Below are 18,512 nucleotides of genomic sequence, written 5' to 3'. Positions count from 1 at the left end.
AGCTGGTCGCGGCCCATCCCATACCACATTGCCGCTTCCGGGCAGTACCGGCAACGTCCCCTTCAACTACCCGCACCTCATTGCCGGTAATGCGTCCCCTTCTCTACGATATTGCACGCCACGCCGTTGCCGATAAGGCGTAGGCCATCGCTATCAGCAGGATCACTGAGGCGATGAGGGGATGAGGCACTGAGATCTCAGTGCCTCATCCCCTCATCGCCTCAGTGATTCTTGACGCCCCGCCCGCCCCCGGCTACCATACCGTCATTGTAGATTGCAGATTGCAGATTGCAGATCAGATGGTAGATTTGTGGTATGGCAGATTCTTCTGAACATGACCCGCTGACGGTCGGAGAGCTGATCACGCTCGCTGAGGCGGCGGAGTATGCGGGGCTATCATCAGAGACTCTTGTTAACTATGCAAGAAGAGGTCGTCTCAAAGCTAGGAAGATGGGCTGGATGTGGGTTACAACCCGCACCGCCGTTGATGAATACCTCGCCTCGCGCAGCCTCGACAACATCCCTAAAAAGTATCGCGATCCTTCTTGACACTAATCGGAATTCCGGTTACTATTAGCTTATGAAGTGACGCGGCTGGAGGAGGGGGTCGGATCCCTCAACCAGCCGCTCACCCCACACCTGGGATAGCAGGCGTGAGGCTGGGAGCGATTGTACCATCAATCGCGGCGATCCCGGCCCACCCCGCGACAGCGGTGGGGCCGTTCGCACCGGAGTTGTCCTTCGCCGGTGCAGCCAGCGCCTCGGGCTTACGAGGCTGGCTGGAGGGTCGCCGTGAGCCACAACCTATACCTCATGTCTCACGGCGTCCTCCGGTCATCGGAAGGATCGCCACCATGTCTCCTTACCCACCGCCCGCCCCCGGCAACCCCGCCGGCGGGCCGCCCGCGCCACCACCCCTCGACCCCTACATCCTCGACGCCCTGCTCTCCAGCGACCCATCGCGCGCTGCGGCGATCCTGTCCGCCATGCGCCCGGCCGTCCGCAACGCGCAGGCCCAGGCCCACGCCGCCCTCTGCGGCGTCGCTGTGGCGCGCATCCGCGCCGACTGGGAACGGCTGATCGCCCGCGCAGGCTCGCCCCTAGCCCGCCCGCCCCGCGACGATGGCAGCGCTGTGCCCTACGACCCTGAGATCCTCGCCCTGCTCGAACCCGCAGCCGCCCAGGATCTGATCGCCGCGCTCGGGTCAGAGCAGCGCGCCGCGCAGGCCCGCGCCCAGGCAGACTGGCTCAGCGCGTTCGGCTACCCCGTCCTGGCCGACGATATCCTTGCCGACTGGGCGGCAACGATGCCACCAAGCCCCCTTTCCCACGCGCGAGAGATGGGTCACGAGCATAGCGCATAGAAGGGGCACTCTGTATGAGCAACATCCTCACGGCACGGATACACATCCAGGGCATCAGACCCTTACTCTGGCACGCATTCACCCCCGACGCCATCCCGCTTGAGAAGAAAGAGCGCTCCGGCGTCGCCGGCAACGACCCGGCCGAATGGCGCAGAACGGTGCTGCTCACCGAAGAGCGCCGCCCCTACCTCCCAGACACCTACCTGTTCGGAACGCTCAAGGAAGGGGCAAAATTCACCAAACGGGGGCGCGGCTCCATCCAGTCCATGCTGGTGTCCACCCTCACCGTCGGCGACGAGCGCGTGATCATCGGCCATCAGCCGCTGCCCGACCCGCTCACCACCGACCCCACCCAGCCCTTCTACCTCGACATCCGCAGCGTCCGCAACCCCGTCACGAAGGGGCGCAACGTCCGCTACCGCGTTGCCGCTTCCATCGGCTGGGCGCTGACCTTCGCAATCTCATGGGATCGCACGATCATCTCGCGCGGGGAGATGGAGGCCGTGGTGATCGATGCCGGTCGCCTCGCCGGGGTAGGGAACGGTCGCCAGATCGGGTTCGGCCGGTTTGCGCTCGAGTCCTTCGTACTGACTGACTGACTGACACGGCCTGACATGGCACGGCAAGGCACGGCTGGGCACGGCTCGGCTCGGCATTGTAAGGCACCGCATGGACGCGGCGGGCGGGATCACTCCCGCCCGTCGCCACCACACCCAACATCCAAAAATAAACCATGAAACGCCATCGACGTATGCCACGGGAGCGCTGGGCCCTGCGCCGCCATTTGATCTGGGAACGCGACGAAGGCCGCTGCCAGGGACCGTATTGCCTCGGCGCTGCGCCCATCCCGCTGGAGCACGCGCATATCGACCACATTATTCCGCTCTCTAAGGGCGGATCAAACGCGATTGCGAACCTCCGGACACTCTGCCGGCGCTGCCACGTCCTCCGCGCCGGCCACGAGCACCAGGGCATGATCCGCGCCGCCCTCCGCGATGGCATCATCCCGCCCGACTGGCGACCGCTCGTCTGGGAGGGGTAAACGAAGGAGATAACCTATGTTCCGCGCCATTATCACCATGATGGACGTACCCACCGCCATGGGCCAGCTCGCCCCACGCATTCGTCAGCTCAGCCGGGGCGGCGCGCTGCTCATCTTCGCCTGCCTGCTGCTCATCCTCAGCCCCCTGGCCTACCTCTGGTGGCGCTACGACCTCTCCTCCACCTGGCTCTGGTTCGCCGACCTGATTGGCGACGGCAGCGCCGCCAAGGCCGAGGTCGGCGCGGCCGCCACCCGCGCCGGCGCCGACGATGCCACCGCCGGGCTCATCCTGCTCCTGTTCGGCCTCGGCTTCACTCTGCTGCCCTCCGCCGTGCAAATCGGCCTGACGCGATTCGTCAGCGTGCCCGCCCTGGGCTTCCTGGTCAAAGTGTCGCTGGGCTTCGACCTGATCACCGACTGGCCCGCGCTCTGGCAGATCGCCGCCCGCAACCCCTGGTACGACGCCGCCTTCGGCTGGTGGCCGCTGGCCGGGCTGGCCCGCCTGCTCGCCACCGCGCTCGGCACCGTCATCGTCTCGGTGATCCTCCAGTCCGCCACCATTCTCGCCGTCGCCACCCTGCTCTACCTCGCAGCGGCCATCGTCGCACCTGATCGCGAACGACACGAAACCGGGCGGAAAACGCGAACCATCGATGCATGACCACCTCCGCGCCTTCGCGCATCCGCGCCTTCGCGTTCGTGTCATTCGCCCGCCTTCGCGTCGTCCGCGATCCAAACGCCTTCGCGTCGTCTGCGACCCAAACCGAGATGACGGAGCAGCTATGAAATCACCACCACCCGACACCGACCTGCGCCCGCGCGAGTTCGGTGTGGCCCTGCTGATGGCCGCCGCCTGGTACTTCCTCGGGCCGTGGGGCATTATCCCAACCATCTGGTTCGCGTATTTGATCGTCCAGGCCCAGCCCGGCTGGATAGATGTGGGAACCCGGCTGCTGCCCGTCGCCCAGCGCCGCGCCCTCAGCGACGGCGCGGCGACCGCCCGCCAGCAGTGGCGCCAGCTCACCGCGCCCTGGCGCGAGATTGACGCCACTGGCGCGAGCCGTGCCCTGCCCGCCTGGGGCGATAACGACCCGCTCGCCGAGACTGGCAATGACGCCCCCGCCCTGCCGGTGATCACGCTCGCCGAGCTGGCCCAGTCGCCCAATATCTTGCTCGTCGGCGGCCCAGGCAGCGGCAAGACCACCCTGCTCCACGCCCTGATCGCCGCCCGCCCCTGGCGCGCCTACGTGCTCGACCCCCACGCCCACCCGGATAAGTGGCCGGCGTCGGCCACCACCATCGGTGGCGGCCGCGACTTCGCGGCGATCTACGCGCTGCTGCGGCGCGCCGAGGGCGAGCTGACCAAGCGCGCCCAGATCCTCAGCCGCGACGCCGCCGCGCGCTTCGCGCGCTTCGCGCTGGCCGGCGACGAGTGGGGCTCCGTCGCCTCCGAGATCGGGCATGCCAAAGACGAGGACCCGCCGGGCCGCCTGCTGCTCCGCCTGCTCAAGGAGGGCCGCAAATTCGGCATCTCATTCCTCGGCGCGGCCCACGGCGATACGGCGGCCTCGCTCGGCTGTAGCGGCGATACGGCAGCCTTTCGCAACAGCTTTGACTGGTTTGTCTACATGGGCGGCTTTGTGCCACGCGAATTAAAAGATCAGCCGGCCCTGCTCCGCCGCCTGCCCACGACCCGCACCCCCGAGGGCAAGACCCTCCCGCTGGTCGCTATCGCCGTCTCGCCGATCAGCGGCGAGCGCCGGCTGCTCGACCTGCGCGGGATCGATAGGGTCGCAGCTGTGAGGTATTTCTCGCTCATTGGGGAGTATCAAGAGGCGTGGCGTTACTGTGAGCGTGCATTAGCACTTCGCACCCAAGAGCTTGGCCCTGACCATCCCGATGTAGCACGGAGTCTGCGCAGTCGTGCCTGGTTCTGGCGTGATACCCCAGATATTCCGCTTACTACTTCCGACTTAGTACCAGTGGCTGATGCATTGCAGCAAGCAGAGGAAGATTTAGTCGAATCTATCCGTATTCTTAAGATTAAAAAAAATATTGAATATAACCAAGATATTGCCCTCGCTTACAGTGACCTTGGAGCAGTGTATGGTTTTCGTCATGACTATATACAATCCGAGAAATATTTCACCTTAGCATTATCTCTTCAGATTTCTATTCTGGGTGAAAATCACAGACACACCTTGCACACTCAACACAATCTTGCTGTAATATATCATCTCACCGGAGAAATCGATAAAGCTTTTGCTATTTACGAGCGATTATATTCCATCTTTAAGCGTTTACTGGGAGAAAAACATCCACAAGTTGGCACTCTAATGTGCAATATTGGCGAAATATATAGGAGCAAGGAAAATCTTCCGGCTGCTATTGATTATTTCGATCAAGCGCATCAAATTCACAGGGCAGCATACGGAGCAGAGCATGACGAAACGCGAGAGACTAAGCGCCTGCTTGATGAAGCATATGCGAAATATCAAGCCACTAGCGAATAGCCTCCCTCATGGTAGACTTTAAACGAAGAGGGCGTCGCGGGAGAGGCGATCTCCCGTGACGCCCTCTTCGTTTAAAGTCTATTGCTTAACGATCAAAGGTATGAACACCTGATACAAGGGGCCGCTCTCGGACACCAAGTGCCCAGACTCCTGGGTGATGATCATGTCACCCCCAGCCGGTGTACCCTGGAAATGTAGCTGTACCAGATCTATTGGCGATTGCAGCGGCTGATCACCTTCTACTGCGACGATAAGGTAGAGCCGTTGGCCTTCTTGGTGCCAGATGATACCATCAGCCGTGATTCGACTATCAAGTGGGATGACTTGATCAACCGTAATCCCGAAGGGCAACTGGAGCCGCAGGCCCATTCCGAAGAAAGCATCAGCCCCCTGGTTCACAGCGATGATTGCAGTGGAGGCACTGTCAACAGTAATATTGATGGGCGAGGTGTCGGTAGCAAGTTGGTTTGTGGCCTGGCCTACTGCGGCAAGCGAATTAGCGGATGCGCTAGTCAAGTAAGTTGGGTTCGTCGTTGCCATAGCGCTGCGACCAATGTTACGTTCAACGAACATACAGTCGCGCAAGTTGGTCGATCCATCAACATCAATGTCGAAGGTCGGATCATCGATGGGGATGCTCGCCGCCGAACACACACGCCAATCCAGTCTGCTTATCCTTCGATTCTGGTTCATATCGCCGGCCCAGAGCCCAATGGCTGGGACTGCGATCATGCCAGACGCATTTACCACAATATCGCGCTCAGCTAGCATATAGAGCGGATGATGCACAACGATCTGGTATGAGCCAGGCGGCACGTCAGTGAAGACGTAGGCACCGGATGCATCGACATCGGTGGACACTACAAAGCTCTTCTCTGTATTCGACAAAGTCACCTGAGCGCCAGTGAACGGGCCTCGTGGTCGATGCTCAAGGAAGATCGAGCCGCCCACGCCGCTTGGCCCCACACACACCTGCGCTGGCAGAATGTAGTGATTTAGCTCTCCCGCATCGCGATTCAGCAACAGGTGCTGTGTGATTGTAAGATCGGCACACCCTTGACCTCGCGCATAGAACGGCAGATTGACCACCTTCCGATTTCCGCTCAGCGGTGTGTCAACAGATGATGACTGCTGTAGCAAGCCCGTCCAGCTCAACTCTGTCGCTTTAAAGTCCACCAGCAGACCGTGGCTAGGTGTGATGGTGATGGTCGGCTTTTTGTTTGTAGCTGGCTCAAGCACATTCTTATCAGATGTCATCACCTCAAACTGGATGCCATAGAGATCATCACTGCTTGTAACGCCCTCAATGATCACTGGCACTTGGATCAAATCGTTGGGTGCGGCCACCGCTGGCGGCGCTACCTTAAGCGTAATATGGCGTGGTGTGATCAGACAGTCATCATTACAGGCAACGGATGGGGCTGGAATCTCCGCGTCCGTTGGAAGCACAAGCCATGCCTGGATGAATTCATCCCACGCAGTTGAGCCGGCGAAAACTGGGAGTGACGCGACATTGTAGAAATATGCCCGTGTCTCTCGGTTATTGTAGGCGAGCGGAAGGTAGATCGAGAGACCACCGAGTTGCTGGATCGGCCACATCAGCCCTAGCCTGGAGGGACCATCTTGAGTGTAGCGTTTAGGAAGAACCTCTGGTACGGCACTAAGCACAGCAGCCGCAGCATCGCGAATATCCTTCGGCAGCCCCGGCTGTACCAGCAGCGCGTTACTCAAGCCCACCAGATCGACAAACCCATCCTTGGTGTTGAGCGCCCCATCATCATTCTCATCCAGATGTAGTGTACTTTGAATTGCTGCGGTGATATCTTCACGTTGTGTCGGTAGAGCGAGAAGTAGTGCCTGCCCGAGTTGGTCAACTGCTGTGGTCACAGCTGGCATCTGTGTTGTATCGATGACGTTGACCTCAGCAGGAAGTGGTGGATCATCAGGCAGCGCATTGCTATTCCATGAGTCACGCACCGCTTTAGCAATCTGGAGCGAAAAAGCACTCGCAGACGTATCATTCGCAATACCACGTAGGTATGGCTCATAGATATGGAGCGCATAGCTCAGGTTCTCGTGAGCAACCACATAGTGAACTGGAGCCGCTGTTTGCGCCCGTGGCCCAAGCTCAGCCATAACCTCGACAGCGCTCATCAGGCAGGCATCGAGGTACAGAACATCCAGAGTGTAGCCGTCAGCAATCGCCCGCAGGGCATCTGCCATTGGCCGTGTGGCCAGCGATGTCGTTGCCTCACTCTGGGGATAGACCGTCGTTAAATTCCAGGGTGTGTCATCAATCAGGATACCACCCGCAGCGGGCTTATGTAGAATGAATCGGGGCTTCACGATTGGGAAACTCGGGGCCCAGCCGCCGCCATGGCCTACCAGGCTCAGGAACTTGTAGGTGCCACGAGATTGCCCCTGCGCCCATCCGGCGAAGCTGATCAGCGTGTTCGGGTCGCCGGTATCGACCTCGCCCCCAGGGACATGGAACCGATTAACTCCCTCCTGGTAATCAAAGAGAACATGCGGTTGCGCATCAGGCTGAACCATATAGTAGTAGCTGTTGTTCGGGCCTGGTTCGTCTAGCAGGACAGCAATGCTCAGGTTTGTCGGGTTGGCATGTACAGCCAGTTCAAGCTGATCGAGCAACTCCCTACAGCTATTCCGCGTCCCCTGACCAAGGTTATTATCGCAGGCCAGCACCACCATGACCCGAACCAGATGCTGGACAGGATCTGGTGGCTTTACGGTAAAGCCCTGTGGAATGCGCGTCTCTCGCCCGCTCGCGTCGACTGCCACGACATCGTAGGCACCTGCGCCCTGGAGCAATGCCGCACTCGGAACCACCGCCTGGATGGTGGTGCTATCGGGCTGCTTGAGTTGGGTAAGATTAACCCCGCCGATACGGATAGACGCAATATCCTGCACCGCTACTCCCTTGATCACGATCGGCACGTCACCGGCGTTGGCAATAGCACTATCTGGTGACACGGTGCTGATTGTTGATGAGAAGCGGAGCTGTACGGATGCCCCTCCCGTATCGTCAAAATATTCGACACGCAGCGTATGGGGGCCATAGGTGATGGCGCGCGATACTGTCTGTGGGCGGGTTGCGGTACTACTCCACATGTCGATAATCTGCTCACCGTCCAACCATAGGCGCGCTCCATCGTCAGCATTGAGGGTGAAGTCATACATTCCAGCACTGAATTGTAACCGCCCAGACCAGCGCGCAGAAAACGCATTGCTACCGATATTGTAGCCAACGTTTCCTTGTGACCAATCACGGTTAATTTCGTCTTCGCAACGGACGAAGGCAGGCGTTCCCGCTAAGGTCTTGTTATCAAAGTATTCAGCACGGAAGTATCCTGGGGGGCAGGTATCCGGGGCTGCTGGTATCGATGGAGGAGCCTCCTGCCCATAATGAAACTGGATGACAGCCGATCCGGTGTACTCGACGTAGGTCACTCGGATCTGATGTGTGCCCGCAGCAAGTGTACGTGTGACCCAGTAATTAGTTGGGTGTTGTGAATACCATCGATCTATGATCAGTTCGCCATCAACCCATACCCGCACGCCGTCATCGGCTCGAACGGAGAACGTATAGGTACCGGCAGCTAAGGTTGGGTTGCTCGTCCACTGCGCTGAGTAATTGTCTGTGCCCAAACCACCGCCTGGGCTGGTTACACCCCAGTCGTAGTTGATCTGAGACTCGCAGCGGGTGAACGCAGGCGGCCCGGTGAGCGTCACATTGGCAAAGTACTCAGCCTGATAGCTGTCAGGCGCGCAGGTGGGTACCGGATTGTTGATGGTCACAGGGATGTTCTGGGAAGTCCACTGATTAGAGATTGTGCTGTGTTGTTCAACCCGCAGCGTCGCTGATCCATTCAATAGTGTGGCGGTATCGACATTGAGAGAAAAGCCACTATTGGTGAAGCGCGAATCACTATGAGATGTGCTATCGGGGAGACCATAAGACGCATTGCCAAGCAACTGCTCGCCCCGTCTCGTGGTAGCGTATATTCGGACGCCATCGATTCCAGTGCCCTGGGTAGCGTTCAGATCAATCGCCCAGCCATTTACGTTCACCACACCCTGCACAGTGCTGCTAGATGCTGGGTTAGATACCACCATCTGCGGGGAACTGCGACTGATCGGGCCACCGCTGATAGATGAGGCACCTGTGACAACATACTCGTAGACTTGGGCGCGACGCAGAAATTCCTCGTCGCTCAGTGGCTGATCAAGCACCATCGAGTAGAAGCGAAAACGCTCCCCGATGGTTGCACCAACCACTGCCCAGTATGCAGGGGTGCATCCGTTGACCGCACCATACGTATGATCCCAGAGTACCTGAGATGTCGTTGCATATTCTGATCGAAATCGATAGTTGTTTCCATTACCACAGATGCTTAATTTAATGGTTGTCCCGCCGTTGAATGCATCGAATACAGCACTGAATCGTGTTTCGGTGTGGGTCGATGCAGAAGCCGTAGTAGGAGGGAAGACAGCCAGAGAGGCAACATACACGACCAGGAGAAAGATGGTAAGGGAGTGCAGTATACGATGTGGGCGATTCACAATGCCTCCTTGTACGGTGATCTCCATTTACGGAGATGCGCAAATTGATAGGTGAGCGACAAACAGGCAAGGAATGTCACACCGATCCTAATCTAGTGTAGATATAGGTTTTTCAGTATGTATACTATAAATCATAGCACCTATAAATTGCAATGAAAAAATGTTTATATACAACGGCAATTAAAGAAAAAAGATGAACGATTTGTCAAAAATTTGTTAGTGTGAATAAGCCCGCATGGCATCATCAATAATGGAATCTTTCGTGACGCCATGCGAAGCATGCGGAGGGCTTGGGTATGATACCCAAGCCCTCCGCATGCGCCAAGGGTGCTGCGCAGACGCTATCGCTGGCTTGCGCCCGACACCGACCCTATGCCCCAGTCTCCGGTGGCGTCAGGGCGGCGGCAAATGCCTCCATCTCCGTCAGGAGCTGATCGAGATCAGATCGCAGGGCCGCCATCTCCTCCGCGCCCAGGCCCTCCATGCGCGGACGAGCGCGGGCGAGCCCCCGCGCCGTATCGGTGACCTGCTGGCGCAGGGCGGGGAGCCAGCGGGGGGCGGGCGTGTGCGCCGGCTCGTCACTGGCCCGGCGCACACGTGCGACCAGGCGCGACACCGTCGGGCCATCGATACCCGCCCGCCGGGGGGATGCGCCCGCGCTCCCCTCGTCAGACTCGTGCTGCTGTGCGGCCACCGACCGCTCGGCGGCGATGGTGTCGAGCCGGCGCATCACGCTATCAACCTGGGCGGCGGTGATCTCGTTCGCACGGAGGGCGCTGTGTAGGGTGCGGATCTGGGTCTCCTGGAGGCGGAGCCGCGCGATCTGCTGCTGCTGCTCGGGCTGGAAGGCGACGAGGCGGAGCAGCTGCTGACGCCGCGCCCGGCTGAGCTGCATGCGCGACTCCACCACCTCCCATGGCGCATCGCCAAGGGCCTGCTTCATCTGGAGCAGCGACCAGGCCCGCTCCATGTCGGAGAACTCCTCGCGCGCCTCGTTCTCCGCGTACTGGATGAGCACCCGGTCGGCGGGCGCGGGCTCATCCACCACGATTGTATCTAAGGTGTCGAGACCCAGCAGTCGCGCAGCGGTCCAGCGGCGGTGGCCAATCAGGATGAGGTAGCGGGCAGTCGGGTAGTCGGAACTGGTGCCGGCGTAAGCCACGATGGGCTGGATCTGACGCTCCTTGAGCGACCGGCCAAGATCACGTAGCTCAGCCACGAGATCCGCATAGGCGGGGACAGAGGCCCCATCGATGACGAGATCCTCGGGGAGCGGCAGGAGGCGGGCCTGCCGACGGTCGGGGCGAAGATCTGGCGCGATGGATTCTGTGGCGATGCGCTGAATGGTGCGCTGGCCGAGGTCGGCGAGCGCGCCGAAGTGTGCGCCAGCGGCGGCGACGGCCTGACCAGTATCGATAGACGCGGTATCAGGCGTGGTCGCCGGTGCGGCGAGGGAGGCCGCTCGCTCCTGGAGCGCCCGCAGGCGGTCAGAGGTGCGCGGGGGCATCAGACGCCTCCATCAAGGGTGATCAGCTCCTCGACCAGGTTGAGGAAGAGGGCGCGCACCTCGGGCGCGTCGGAGCCCCCGTAGGCGAAGACCGTCTGCTGCATGCCGGCCGCATCGCGGAGCGCGGCGCGCACAGGGAGGATCGTCTGGAGCAGCGATCCGGCGTACGTCTCGCGCAGCGTCGCATCATAGATCTGGTCGCCCGCGCTGCGGGGCGCATAGCGGTTGCGCAGCACGCTTAGCCCGCGCAGGCGTGGGTTGACGCGCTGGGCGGCCCGCACCGAGTCGGTGAGCGCGCGCAGCGACTGGAGCACCAGATCCTCGGGCTGCACCGGGGCGATGCAGCGGGTCATGGCGCTGAGGGCGGTGGCGAGCACCGGGCCACGGGCGGGGGCGAGGTCGAGGATAATCACATCATAGGGGGGGGTGGGCGTGCTCGCTTGGACGAGCGCATCTTGCAGCAGAAACAGGCCGCTGTTGAGCGCGCCGGCGACCTGCACCGGCAGCGAGGCCATGGCGGGGTGCGCGGGCAGCAGGTCAAACCCCGCCGGCGATGGCTGCACACAGGAGCGCAGCGGGCGCCCCTGGACGATCCCGAGCATGCTGTCCTCGGGTCGGACGGCGTCAGGACGAACACCAAGCCACGAGGTTGCGTGCGCCTGGGCGTCCAGGTCGATCAGCAGCACGCGCAGGTTGACCTTGCTGAATGCGGCGGCTAGGTTGACGGCGACGGATGTCTTACCGACCCCGCCTTTCTCCAGAGCGATCCCATAGATCTGCATCGCGACCCCTGCTGTTTCAAGACAAAATCTGGCGCTACGTGCAACTTCCCGAATCGAGGTTTGCCGCATCTGTACGCCCAATCGCAGGGGCGTAATACATTACGCCCCCCCCACGCCGCATCGCCATCACCCTCAGCCATGTTCCGGCGCGCCGAGTACCACCCGCGCCTGGATCGGTGCGCCGATGATCGCGCCAAGCGCCCGGCGGATTGGGGCAAGGTAGCGATTTTCTAAGCCCTCTTTCTGGAAAGCGGTTACGGCGCTAATCGTCGCAATGCCATTATCCATGGTGAGGAGGGTCGTGTTACGCAGCCAGGTGTCGATCTCGGGGCGCGGCAGCTGGGTCTGAAGCGCGCTCATGGCAGTCTGCCACAGCTGATTCATTCGCTGCGCATGCTCGTCGATCACAGGGGTCATCACTGTCGCCTCATTAGCTCGCGGGAGTACATGCGCGTCATCTTCGAGGTCGTCTGCATCCGGTATGGGTGGCGGTGCAGCGGCGCGGGCAGCAGCGATTGCGCGCAAGGCGAGGACCACAGCACCAGGGGTTGCACCCGGATCGCGGCCCATGACATCGTGCCATGTACGCTCGACGAGATACAGCGGCAGATCACGAAACTCTAGCGCGGCACTAATGGCCTTCTCGGCAAGATAGCGCGACGACTCGGTGTGCAGGGTTGCGGTCAATGAGTCGACGACCACAGCGTGAGATGATGTCCCATCATCAACAAAACTCTCTTCTGATGATGAGTCTAGCATTAATGAGTCTCTATAAGAGGATGAGTACGACACTGCTGTCGCCCCAGGCGATCCCTCTGTCGTGTTCGAGGGCGACAGCAGTGTCGCCCCAGGCGATCCCTCTGTCGTGTTCGAGGGCGACACTGCTGTCGCCCCAGGCGATCCCTCTGTCGTGTTCGAGGGCGACACTGCTGTCGTGGCAAACACGTGTTTCTTGGCCCTTGGTGAGGTATTTCTGAGCGATGAAGCGCTGGGATCGGGCGCTACGTGCTCGCCAGATTCATCCGGGTCGAGCAGGATATACTCGTTGTTGCGCATGGTCTGGCGCCAGTCAAGCCAGCCGGCCTCTCTAAGCTCGTTGAGCCAGCGTTGGATGCTGCGGATCGTGATATCGCGGCGGACCTCCTCAGTGACAGGTCTGCCGTCAGCATCTTTTACGGTCTTTCCATTGGCGTCCGTGACAGGTGTCTGGGCGGTGAAGCTCAGTTCGGCGGCCAGTTCCTCTTGGCTAGGGAATGCCTTTCCGCTGTTGCCCGCGTGCATAAAGAGGAGGCAGCCCAGGATGCGTGCATCACGGCTGAGTCGCTGATCGAGAAGCATCCGGTTGGGGATCGCGGTCCATCGGCCCTTGATCTTTATTTTTGCGCTATCAGGTGTGCGTAGTCGCGCACGCCCTGAAGGTGTGGTATCATCGGACATGATAGTTAGCTCCTACGTGATGCCACTGCGCGCCGCCAAGCTTAGCAGTGGCATTACTATGTCGTGAGATCCGGCACAGGGCCGGGCTCGCGACTCTTCTCTCGTCAGTGTGGATACACCGCTGGCCACATCGCACGGTTGGGGGTTAGCTTATCCGGTGATCCCCGCGCTTCGCAGCTCCTGGCCTGCGGTGTCTCGGCCCCTCCTATTGCGGTCTCGCGTCGTCCTGAATCAACTCCGCATGCCACGCCTTGAGCCAGTCCATCACGGCGGCGAAGGTGCCGCGCGGGAGATTCTTATAGCTGGTGATGCCCTGCTGGCGATAGAGCTCGCCATAGACGCGCTGGTAGCCGTTGCGGGTGCCGCGCTGCTCAAGGGCGTTCGCGACTGCCTTGACCGACAGGGCCAAATCAGCTGCCTGCTCCTCGCTGATCGGCTGCTGGGGGCTGACTTGAAGCTCTAGCGTTCCCAGGCGATCCTCAACCTCACCTATGTGGGTGTCCACCGTGTCGAGGCGCAGGTCCACGGTCTTTGCCCATTGCCCCGCCCGGTTCAGTCGGGCCTCCAGATCCATCTGTTGGCGGGCGAGGTGCTGGACAGCGGTGGCGATCTCGTAGGCCAGCTCGGCGCCGCTGCGTAGCGGTGCGGCGATGGGTGTCTCGCCTGCGGCCAGGATCTCGGGCCGAAACGCCTCCCAAAGCACGGTTGCAACCTCGGTCTGGTAGCGGATGAGCTTCTCGCGGACGCCCTCGGCGACCCGGTTCGCGTTCACGCCAGCCAGCCAGTAGGGGATCATATCCAGGCGGAGGCACTGCGACTCCTGTGCGCCACCACCAGTGTCGATCAGCATGCTGGTAAAGCCCTGGCTGATCACCGGGTGCTCGCGGATGCGCTGCGCCTGACGGTTGCGGGCGATGCCCAGATTGTCGCAGAGGCGGGCGATGGGGACGAAGATCGCGCCGGTGTCTGGCTGCTGGATGGCGATCACCTCGTCGCCGTAGAAGGTGACGACCTTCTGTCGTGGTGCGGGCACGGCTCACGCTCCTGTACAGGGGGGGGAACATAGGTTATCCCCTGGGCTCACTGGTCGAACAGAGGGGGTAACATAGGTTATCCCCTTGCGTGCTCACGGGGCAATACCTCGCTGCGTGGGTCGCGGAGCACGCTTCACCGTAGCTCTTCGACAATCAGTGCGCGATACGCCTCCTGGGGTGTGAGCTGGGTGCGGCGGGAGAGCGCATTCGCCAACTTCCATGCCGTCTCACGGCGCATGCCGCCCTTGCGCTCCGGGTGGCTGGCGGGGTTCACCAGGTGGTGGATTGTTGACTCCGCCACATCCGCCTCGCGGGCAAACTCTGCAAGTGAGATTTCGGCCTGGGCGATGGTGTCCGTAAATGTAGGCGCGAGGCAGATGAATTTCCGCGTACGCATAGCGCCTCCAGGGGATGATGGCCTAGAGCCGGTAATGGTGGCATTCTCCATCGTTGGCCGCTCCTTTCAATAGAACTGAGAAGGATTATAAATGATCTAACAGGAGTGTCAAGATCGTGACAGCGGTGCGCAGACAATGGTGTGACGAGGATCTGTGCGGCCACATGCACTGGCGGATTCCGCCAGTGCGTGTGGCCCCAGACTAGCCAGCAGCCCCAGCCGACATCTACCTATCTCTGCCAGCGGTTCCCGCTCCCAAGCTCGTTGATTATCAGCCGATGCCCGATGCGACCGCTGAGCCGATGACGGCATAACCGCCGAGCCGACCGCGCAACGGCATTGTTGGACAGTACGCCGTTCGGCTGCACGCCCTCGGGGTCGTCGGCTGACCGGCTTGCTTGTGGCTGGCATGCACTCCCACCTCGCGGGCGGCTGGGGTCGGGCTGCTGGTCGGTCAGATGTGTCAAGTGTTTTACGGTGGGGTATGCGAAAGTTTTCGACAAACCACAAAAATATATCTCATTAGGAAGGGTAAAAAATAAGTGAACGGGTATGTATGCGGCTTTCATTTTTTGGAAAATGATTTACAATACTTGCGCTCATATGCGTTGGGATATGGGTATTATTCCACATACTGGTTGGTTCAGCGGTATCAGTTCCGCCTTGCCCTGCCGTCCGGATCGTCTGCCCGCGCCCGTGGTGGTGTCTACGGCGTACAGCACGGAGGGCGAGGCCAGAAAGATCGTCCCGTCGCTGACGACGGGGCGACATCGTTCGCGGCGTCCGCGAGCAGCACCTGCATGGTGTCGGCGCCGCCGACATCCGCGCCCGTGTGCTGCGCACTGCCCCCGAGCGTTAATTGTGCCGAGGAGGCACCGGGCTGCACGGGCGGCATGGGCGCCTGCTCCGCAATCGGCAGCGGGATCGAGGTGACGGGCTGATTGAACGGCGCAGGCGGCGTGGCACACCCGGCGGCGATCAGCACCAACAGCGCCAGCGCGACGATGAAAGGACGGGGCATTCGCAGCGTGGTCTCCCTCTCGTGATAGCCCCACCGAAGGCGTGGGATGCTACCTCATCGACATGCGCCAAACGTGGGCGCTGCCCTATAGCCTACGCACCTCTCGTTACAGAAATGGCCCACGGGAATGAGTTCCCGCAGAGGGCAGGAACAAGTTCCTGGTGTTGTTGCCTGCCAGCCCAGCCGCAAGCCCCAGCCGCAGCCCCAGCCGCAGCCGACCGAGCGGGTGACAGGTTTCCTCAACTGCGTGCGCCGACTTCCCGTAGGGAGAACGACATACTCACCCCGACACCACTCCCTACTCGCTCCGGCGCTCCGCTTCCCTCTGGTCGCCCGGCCACTCGGGTTCCGCACTACGCAGGCTTCGTGCTCCACCCTCCTGTCCGTTCTCCCGTCGCTCGCGTCGGCCTTCGCTTGATGTGTGTGTCTCGCCGGATGATCGCCCCGCTTCACTCATCGCGGGTCATTGATTCCGCACGGCGGGTCATTGATCCGACCGACCGAGCGACCGGAACGATCCGACCGATCCCACGAGACTCCGATGAGGCGAACGACGGAGAGGGGGGGTGAAAACCCTCTAAGAATGTCTGCCGGAACGCCGCGCCAGAGCCGCTCGCGCCCCGGTGTCTAGGAAGTGGAAACGACGTGAAAACGACAGGAAAACGACCGCTATCCGACGGGTCAAGCGACGGGCTATCCGACGTGCAGCCGACATGGACGCGACAGGCAAGGCGACGACCGATGCGACCGCTACACGACGACCGAGACGGGCGAGGGGGGGGGCGCATGCGCCCCCCCCTCTTGCTCTCAGGTGTGCGACATGCGTCTCTGGATGTTGCGAGCGATGCCCCGATCTGGGTGGCCTCGGCACCAGGACATCGCTGGGCGGGCGACCTCAGCTCCCCGGCGCACACCGCTCGACAAACAGCAGATCATCCCCGCTTGCATCGGCGCAGGTCGCGGTCAACACGCCGAGATCCTTGATGAAGGGGAAGAGCCAGGCGGGGATCTGGCCCTTCGCCCAGGCCGAGTCGATCAGGGCGAAGCCGCCGCCGATTGCGCGCAGGAGCGGCTGCGGAAGGTCGCGCACACGCCCGACGCCGCGCAGCCAATCCGCCTGGAAGCGAGCGGGGACGGAGGTGAACTCCTGGCTCGGTGCGTGGACGGAGCCGGCGGGCGGGCAGCGACACGGCAGAGTCGGCCCGCACACCTCTGCGCGGGCCGACTCGCCTCGTCGGATGCATATATCGGAATCCGCCACTGGCGGTTGCGGGCCTGGTGCGTGGCCGGCGGGCGGGCAGCGACACGGCAGAGTCGGCCCGCACACCTCATTGTCGTTTCGTGCGATACGTTCGCACCTCGACGCCGGCCAGCCCCAGCCCCAGCCGCACGGCGCATCCTCCCAAAAGTGGTTCACTCCGACGCCAGCTCCCAGGTGCGTGTGGCGACACCCCAGACATAGCGCTCCTCGTCAGCGACCAGGAGCGGGGTGCCCGGCTCCCAGCGCCGCCACGCCCAGGCATCCACGAGGGCGCCGGCGCGGTGATGTGCGGCAAGCCGGTCGCGCACAACACGGTTGAGCCGGTCGCGCGTGGGCTCAGTCAGCTCCCCCGGCTCAACGGCGAGGATGTCGCCCTGCCCGGTGCGGATCAGCGCCTCGGCGCACAACCCTTGCCAATATCGCTGAACGACGTAGAATATCTCGCGCCGCTTCTCCCCCGCCGAGAAGTAGAGATCGACCACCTTGATCGCGTGGACGGCCTCTTCGTCGTAGGGGCGTCGCCATCGCCCCGCTGCGGCGTCCCAGGTGTACGAGAACGGAAAGCGCCCCGTGTCCTTGGCGACAAATTTTCGCCCCTTCTCCCAGCGCCGCCAAGCGATACGCACATGCACCACGTCGGTGGCGGGCCGCGCCCGCAGCTGATCAAGCTTCGCCTCCACCGCCGCCTTGACCTGCGTGTGCAGCGCCTCGGGGGTGTCGCCGCTTGCGTCCGCGATCACCGTTCCATCCTCCGTTCGGACGAAGACCCCAACGCAGGTGTCGCGCCGGTAGCGCTCGACAAGGTAGGCGACCTCGCGGTACTTCTTGCCTGAGCAAAAGTAGGAGTCGACCATCATGGCCTCGCGGGTCGTCTCGTAGTTGTGGCGTCGGTACTCGGCGTCCCGCTGGATCTGCGCCTCACGCAGCGCCGCCTGCCGCTGGGCCGCAACGCACGAGTCGCACGTCCAGGGCGGGAGCGTGCTGCTTCTCCAGACAGGGAGCGGCTGCGCGGGCGTCCACGGGGCATCCCCCTCGTACAGTGCCGCACTGGCCTCTAGCTCCACCCACGGCACCGCCGCCTCGCCGAGCATCCGCTTCTTGTCGTCGCCCATCGCGTGCGTGACGACAACCTCGATGGCCGCAACGACCCTCCCGCCCTTCAGCAGCGCGATGTCGGGGCGGAGCGACCCCAGCGTGAACTCGACCGCCACGTCATCCCAGTCGGCCTGCCAGACGATCTCCCGCCTGGCCCCGCAGCGCCCGCCCGCACAGGTTTGCGCGACGCGCAGCGATGAGGCAGATCGAAGCTGCTGCGCGAGGTAGAATTTGGTGTTGAGATGCAGGGCGGTCTCGGGGTGGGCAGCAGCGCAACGCGAGTCGGGCCGATGCGCGTAGTGGTGCGTGCGGATAGCGCCGACCTTCGGCGTGATCAGCTCCTCGCAGAGCGGGCAGTATGCGGGAGGCCGCGCCGCCGGGGCGAGGGCGGCAAGCGTCGATACATGGCAGCAAGCGCCGTGGACGACGACCCAGGACGGGCGGATGTGCGGCGGGACGAGCATTGCGTTCCTCG

Annotated in this window: 16 protein-coding genes; 7 read left to right on the top strand and 9 right to left on the bottom strand. The window is 61.9% G+C overall.

The window, feature by feature from the left end:
• Positions 1-200 precede the first annotated feature (200 nt).
• The 7 genes from K2Z83_RS29345 to K2Z83_RS22865 all read left to right on the top strand — a co-directional run bounded on the left by K2Z83_RS29345 (position 201) and on the right by K2Z83_RS22865 (position 4,919).
• Positions 201-332, top strand: a complete 132-nt coding sequence (locus K2Z83_RS29345) for a hypothetical protein (protein WP_255604428.1) — start codon at positions 201-203, stop codon at positions 330-332.
• On the top strand, positions 316-549 hold the full coding sequence (locus K2Z83_RS22890; protein WP_220597494.1) for a helix-turn-helix domain-containing protein: 234 nt from the start codon (positions 316-318) through the stop codon (positions 547-549). The genes K2Z83_RS29345 and K2Z83_RS22890 overlap by 17 nt, the downstream gene beginning before the upstream one ends.
• A 305-nt stretch (positions 550-854) precedes the next feature.
• Positions 855-1,364, top strand: coding sequence for a hypothetical protein (locus K2Z83_RS22885; protein WP_220597493.1), 510 nt, complete (start codon positions 855-857; stop codon positions 1,362-1,364).
• Between the two features lie 14 nt (positions 1,365-1,378).
• Positions 1,379-1,963: a hypothetical protein gene (locus tag K2Z83_RS22880; RefSeq protein WP_220597492.1), complete on the top strand. Its 585-nt coding sequence runs from the start codon at positions 1,379-1,381 to the stop codon at positions 1,961-1,963.
• Between the two features lie 134 nt (positions 1,964-2,097).
• The gene (locus tag K2Z83_RS30160; protein WP_370650266.1) at positions 2,098-2,406 is read left to right on the top strand and encodes an HNH endonuclease; all 309 of its coding nucleotides are present in this window, start codon (positions 2,098-2,100) and stop codon (positions 2,404-2,406) included.
• Positions 2,407-2,422: 16 nt separating this feature from the next.
• A complete protein-coding gene (locus K2Z83_RS22870; RefSeq protein WP_220597490.1) occupies positions 2,423-3,067 on the top strand; it encodes a hypothetical protein in 645 nt (214 codons plus the stop codon).
• A 121-nt stretch (positions 3,068-3,188) separates the two neighbouring features.
• Positions 3,189-4,919, top strand: a complete 1,731-nt coding sequence (locus K2Z83_RS22865) for a tetratricopeptide repeat protein (RefSeq protein WP_220597489.1) — start codon at positions 3,189-3,191, stop codon at positions 4,917-4,919.
• 78 nt (positions 4,920-4,997) lie between these two features.
• Here K2Z83_RS22865 and K2Z83_RS22860 read toward each other — a convergent pair whose 3' ends face one another.
• The 9 genes from K2Z83_RS22860 to K2Z83_RS22820 all read right to left on the bottom strand — a co-directional run bounded on the left by K2Z83_RS22860 (position 4,998) and on the right by K2Z83_RS22820 (position 18,501).
• Positions 4,998-9,503, bottom strand: coding sequence for a PA14 domain-containing protein (locus tag K2Z83_RS22860; protein ID WP_220597488.1), 4,506 nt, complete (start codon positions 9,501-9,503; stop codon positions 4,998-5,000).
• Between the two features lie 370 nt (positions 9,504-9,873).
• Positions 9,874-11,010, bottom strand: coding sequence for a ParB/RepB/Spo0J family partition protein (locus tag K2Z83_RS22855; protein WP_220597487.1), 1,137 nt, complete (start codon positions 11,008-11,010; stop codon positions 9,874-9,876).
• The gene (locus K2Z83_RS22850; protein ID WP_220597486.1) at positions 11,010-11,792 is read right to left on the bottom strand and encodes a ParA family protein; all 783 of its coding nucleotides are present in this window, start codon (positions 11,790-11,792) and stop codon (positions 11,010-11,012) included. The genes K2Z83_RS22855 and K2Z83_RS22850 overlap by 1 nt, the downstream gene beginning before the upstream one ends.
• Before the next feature lie 132 nt (positions 11,793-11,924).
• Positions 11,925-13,229: a helix-turn-helix domain-containing protein gene (locus K2Z83_RS22845; RefSeq protein WP_220597485.1), complete on the bottom strand. Its 1,305-nt coding sequence runs from the start codon at positions 13,227-13,229 to the stop codon at positions 11,925-11,927.
• A 205-nt stretch (positions 13,230-13,434) separates the two neighbouring features.
• Complete coding sequence (locus K2Z83_RS22840; protein WP_220597484.1) at positions 13,435-14,262, bottom strand: phage antirepressor N-terminal domain-containing protein; 828 nt, start codon at positions 14,260-14,262, stop codon at positions 13,435-13,437.
• A 134-nt stretch (positions 14,263-14,396) separates the two neighbouring features.
• A complete protein-coding gene (locus K2Z83_RS22835; RefSeq protein WP_220597483.1) occupies positions 14,397-14,660 on the bottom strand; it encodes a hypothetical protein in 264 nt (87 codons plus the stop codon).
• Positions 14,661-15,366: 706 nt separating this feature from the next.
• On the bottom strand, positions 15,367-15,681 hold the full coding sequence (locus K2Z83_RS22830) for a hypothetical protein (protein ID WP_220597482.1): 315 nt from the start codon (positions 15,679-15,681) through the stop codon (positions 15,367-15,369).
• A gap of 895 nt (positions 15,682-16,576) precedes the next feature.
• A complete protein-coding gene (locus K2Z83_RS22825) occupies positions 16,577-16,771 on the bottom strand; it encodes a hypothetical protein (protein ID WP_220597481.1) in 195 nt (64 codons plus the stop codon).
• 323 nt (positions 16,772-17,094) lie between these two features.
• Entirely contained in the window at positions 17,095-18,501 is a 1,407-nt protein-coding gene (locus K2Z83_RS22820) for a competence protein CoiA family protein (protein ID WP_220597480.1), read from the bottom strand.
• Positions 18,502-18,512: the final 11 nt, after the last annotated feature.

It is taken from the genome of Oscillochloris sp. ZM17-4 (assembly GCF_019599295.1).
Lineage (GTDB): Bacteria > Chloroflexota > Chloroflexia > Chloroflexales > Chloroflexaceae > Oscillochloris.
The sequence above is the reverse complement of the archived record's forward strand: the minus strand, read 5'-3'. Positions and strand labels throughout refer to the sequence as shown.

What these genes read in the sequence shown, in the direction of transcription:
- K2Z83_RS22890 (WP_220597494.1), top strand. Translation starts at nt 316, where the DNA reads ATGGCAGATTCTTCTGAACATGACCCGCTGACGGTCGGAGAGCTGATC.
- K2Z83_RS22885 (WP_220597493.1), top strand. Translation starts at nt 855, where the DNA reads ATGTCTCCTTACCCACCGCCCGCCCCCGGCAACCCCGCCGGCGGGCCG.
- K2Z83_RS22880 (WP_220597492.1), top strand. Translation starts at nt 1,379, where the DNA reads ATGAGCAACATCCTCACGGCACGGATACACATCCAGGGCATCAGACCC.
- K2Z83_RS30160 (WP_370650266.1), top strand. Translation starts at nt 2,098, where the DNA reads ATGAAACGCCATCGACGTATGCCACGGGAGCGCTGGGCCCTGCGCCGC.
- K2Z83_RS22870 (WP_220597490.1), top strand. Translation starts at nt 2,423, where the DNA reads ATGTTCCGCGCCATTATCACCATGATGGACGTACCCACCGCCATGGGC.
- K2Z83_RS22865 (WP_220597489.1), top strand. Translation starts at nt 3,189, where the DNA reads ATGAAATCACCACCACCCGACACCGACCTGCGCCCGCGCGAGTTCGGT.
- K2Z83_RS22855 (WP_220597487.1), bottom strand. Translation starts at nt 11,010, where the DNA reads ATGCCCCCGCGCACCTCTGACCGCCTGCGGGCGCTCCAGGAGCGAGCG.
- K2Z83_RS22850 (WP_220597486.1), bottom strand. Translation starts at nt 11,792, where the DNA reads ATGCAGATCTATGGGATCGCTCTGGAGAAAGGCGGGGTCGGTAAGACA.
- K2Z83_RS22845 (WP_220597485.1), bottom strand. Translation starts at nt 13,229, where the DNA reads ATGTCCGATGATACCACACCTTCAGGGCGTGCGCGACTACGCACACCT.
- K2Z83_RS22835 (WP_220597483.1), bottom strand. Translation starts at nt 14,660, where the DNA reads ATGCGTACGCGGAAATTCATCTGCCTCGCGCCTACATTTACGGACACC.
- K2Z83_RS22830 (WP_220597482.1), bottom strand. Translation starts at nt 15,681, where the DNA reads ATGCCCCGTCCTTTCATCGTCGCGCTGGCGCTGTTGGTGCTGATCGCC.
- K2Z83_RS22820 (WP_220597480.1), bottom strand. Translation starts at nt 18,501, where the DNA reads ATGCTCGTCCCGCCGCACATCCGCCCGTCCTGGGTCGTCGTCCACGGC.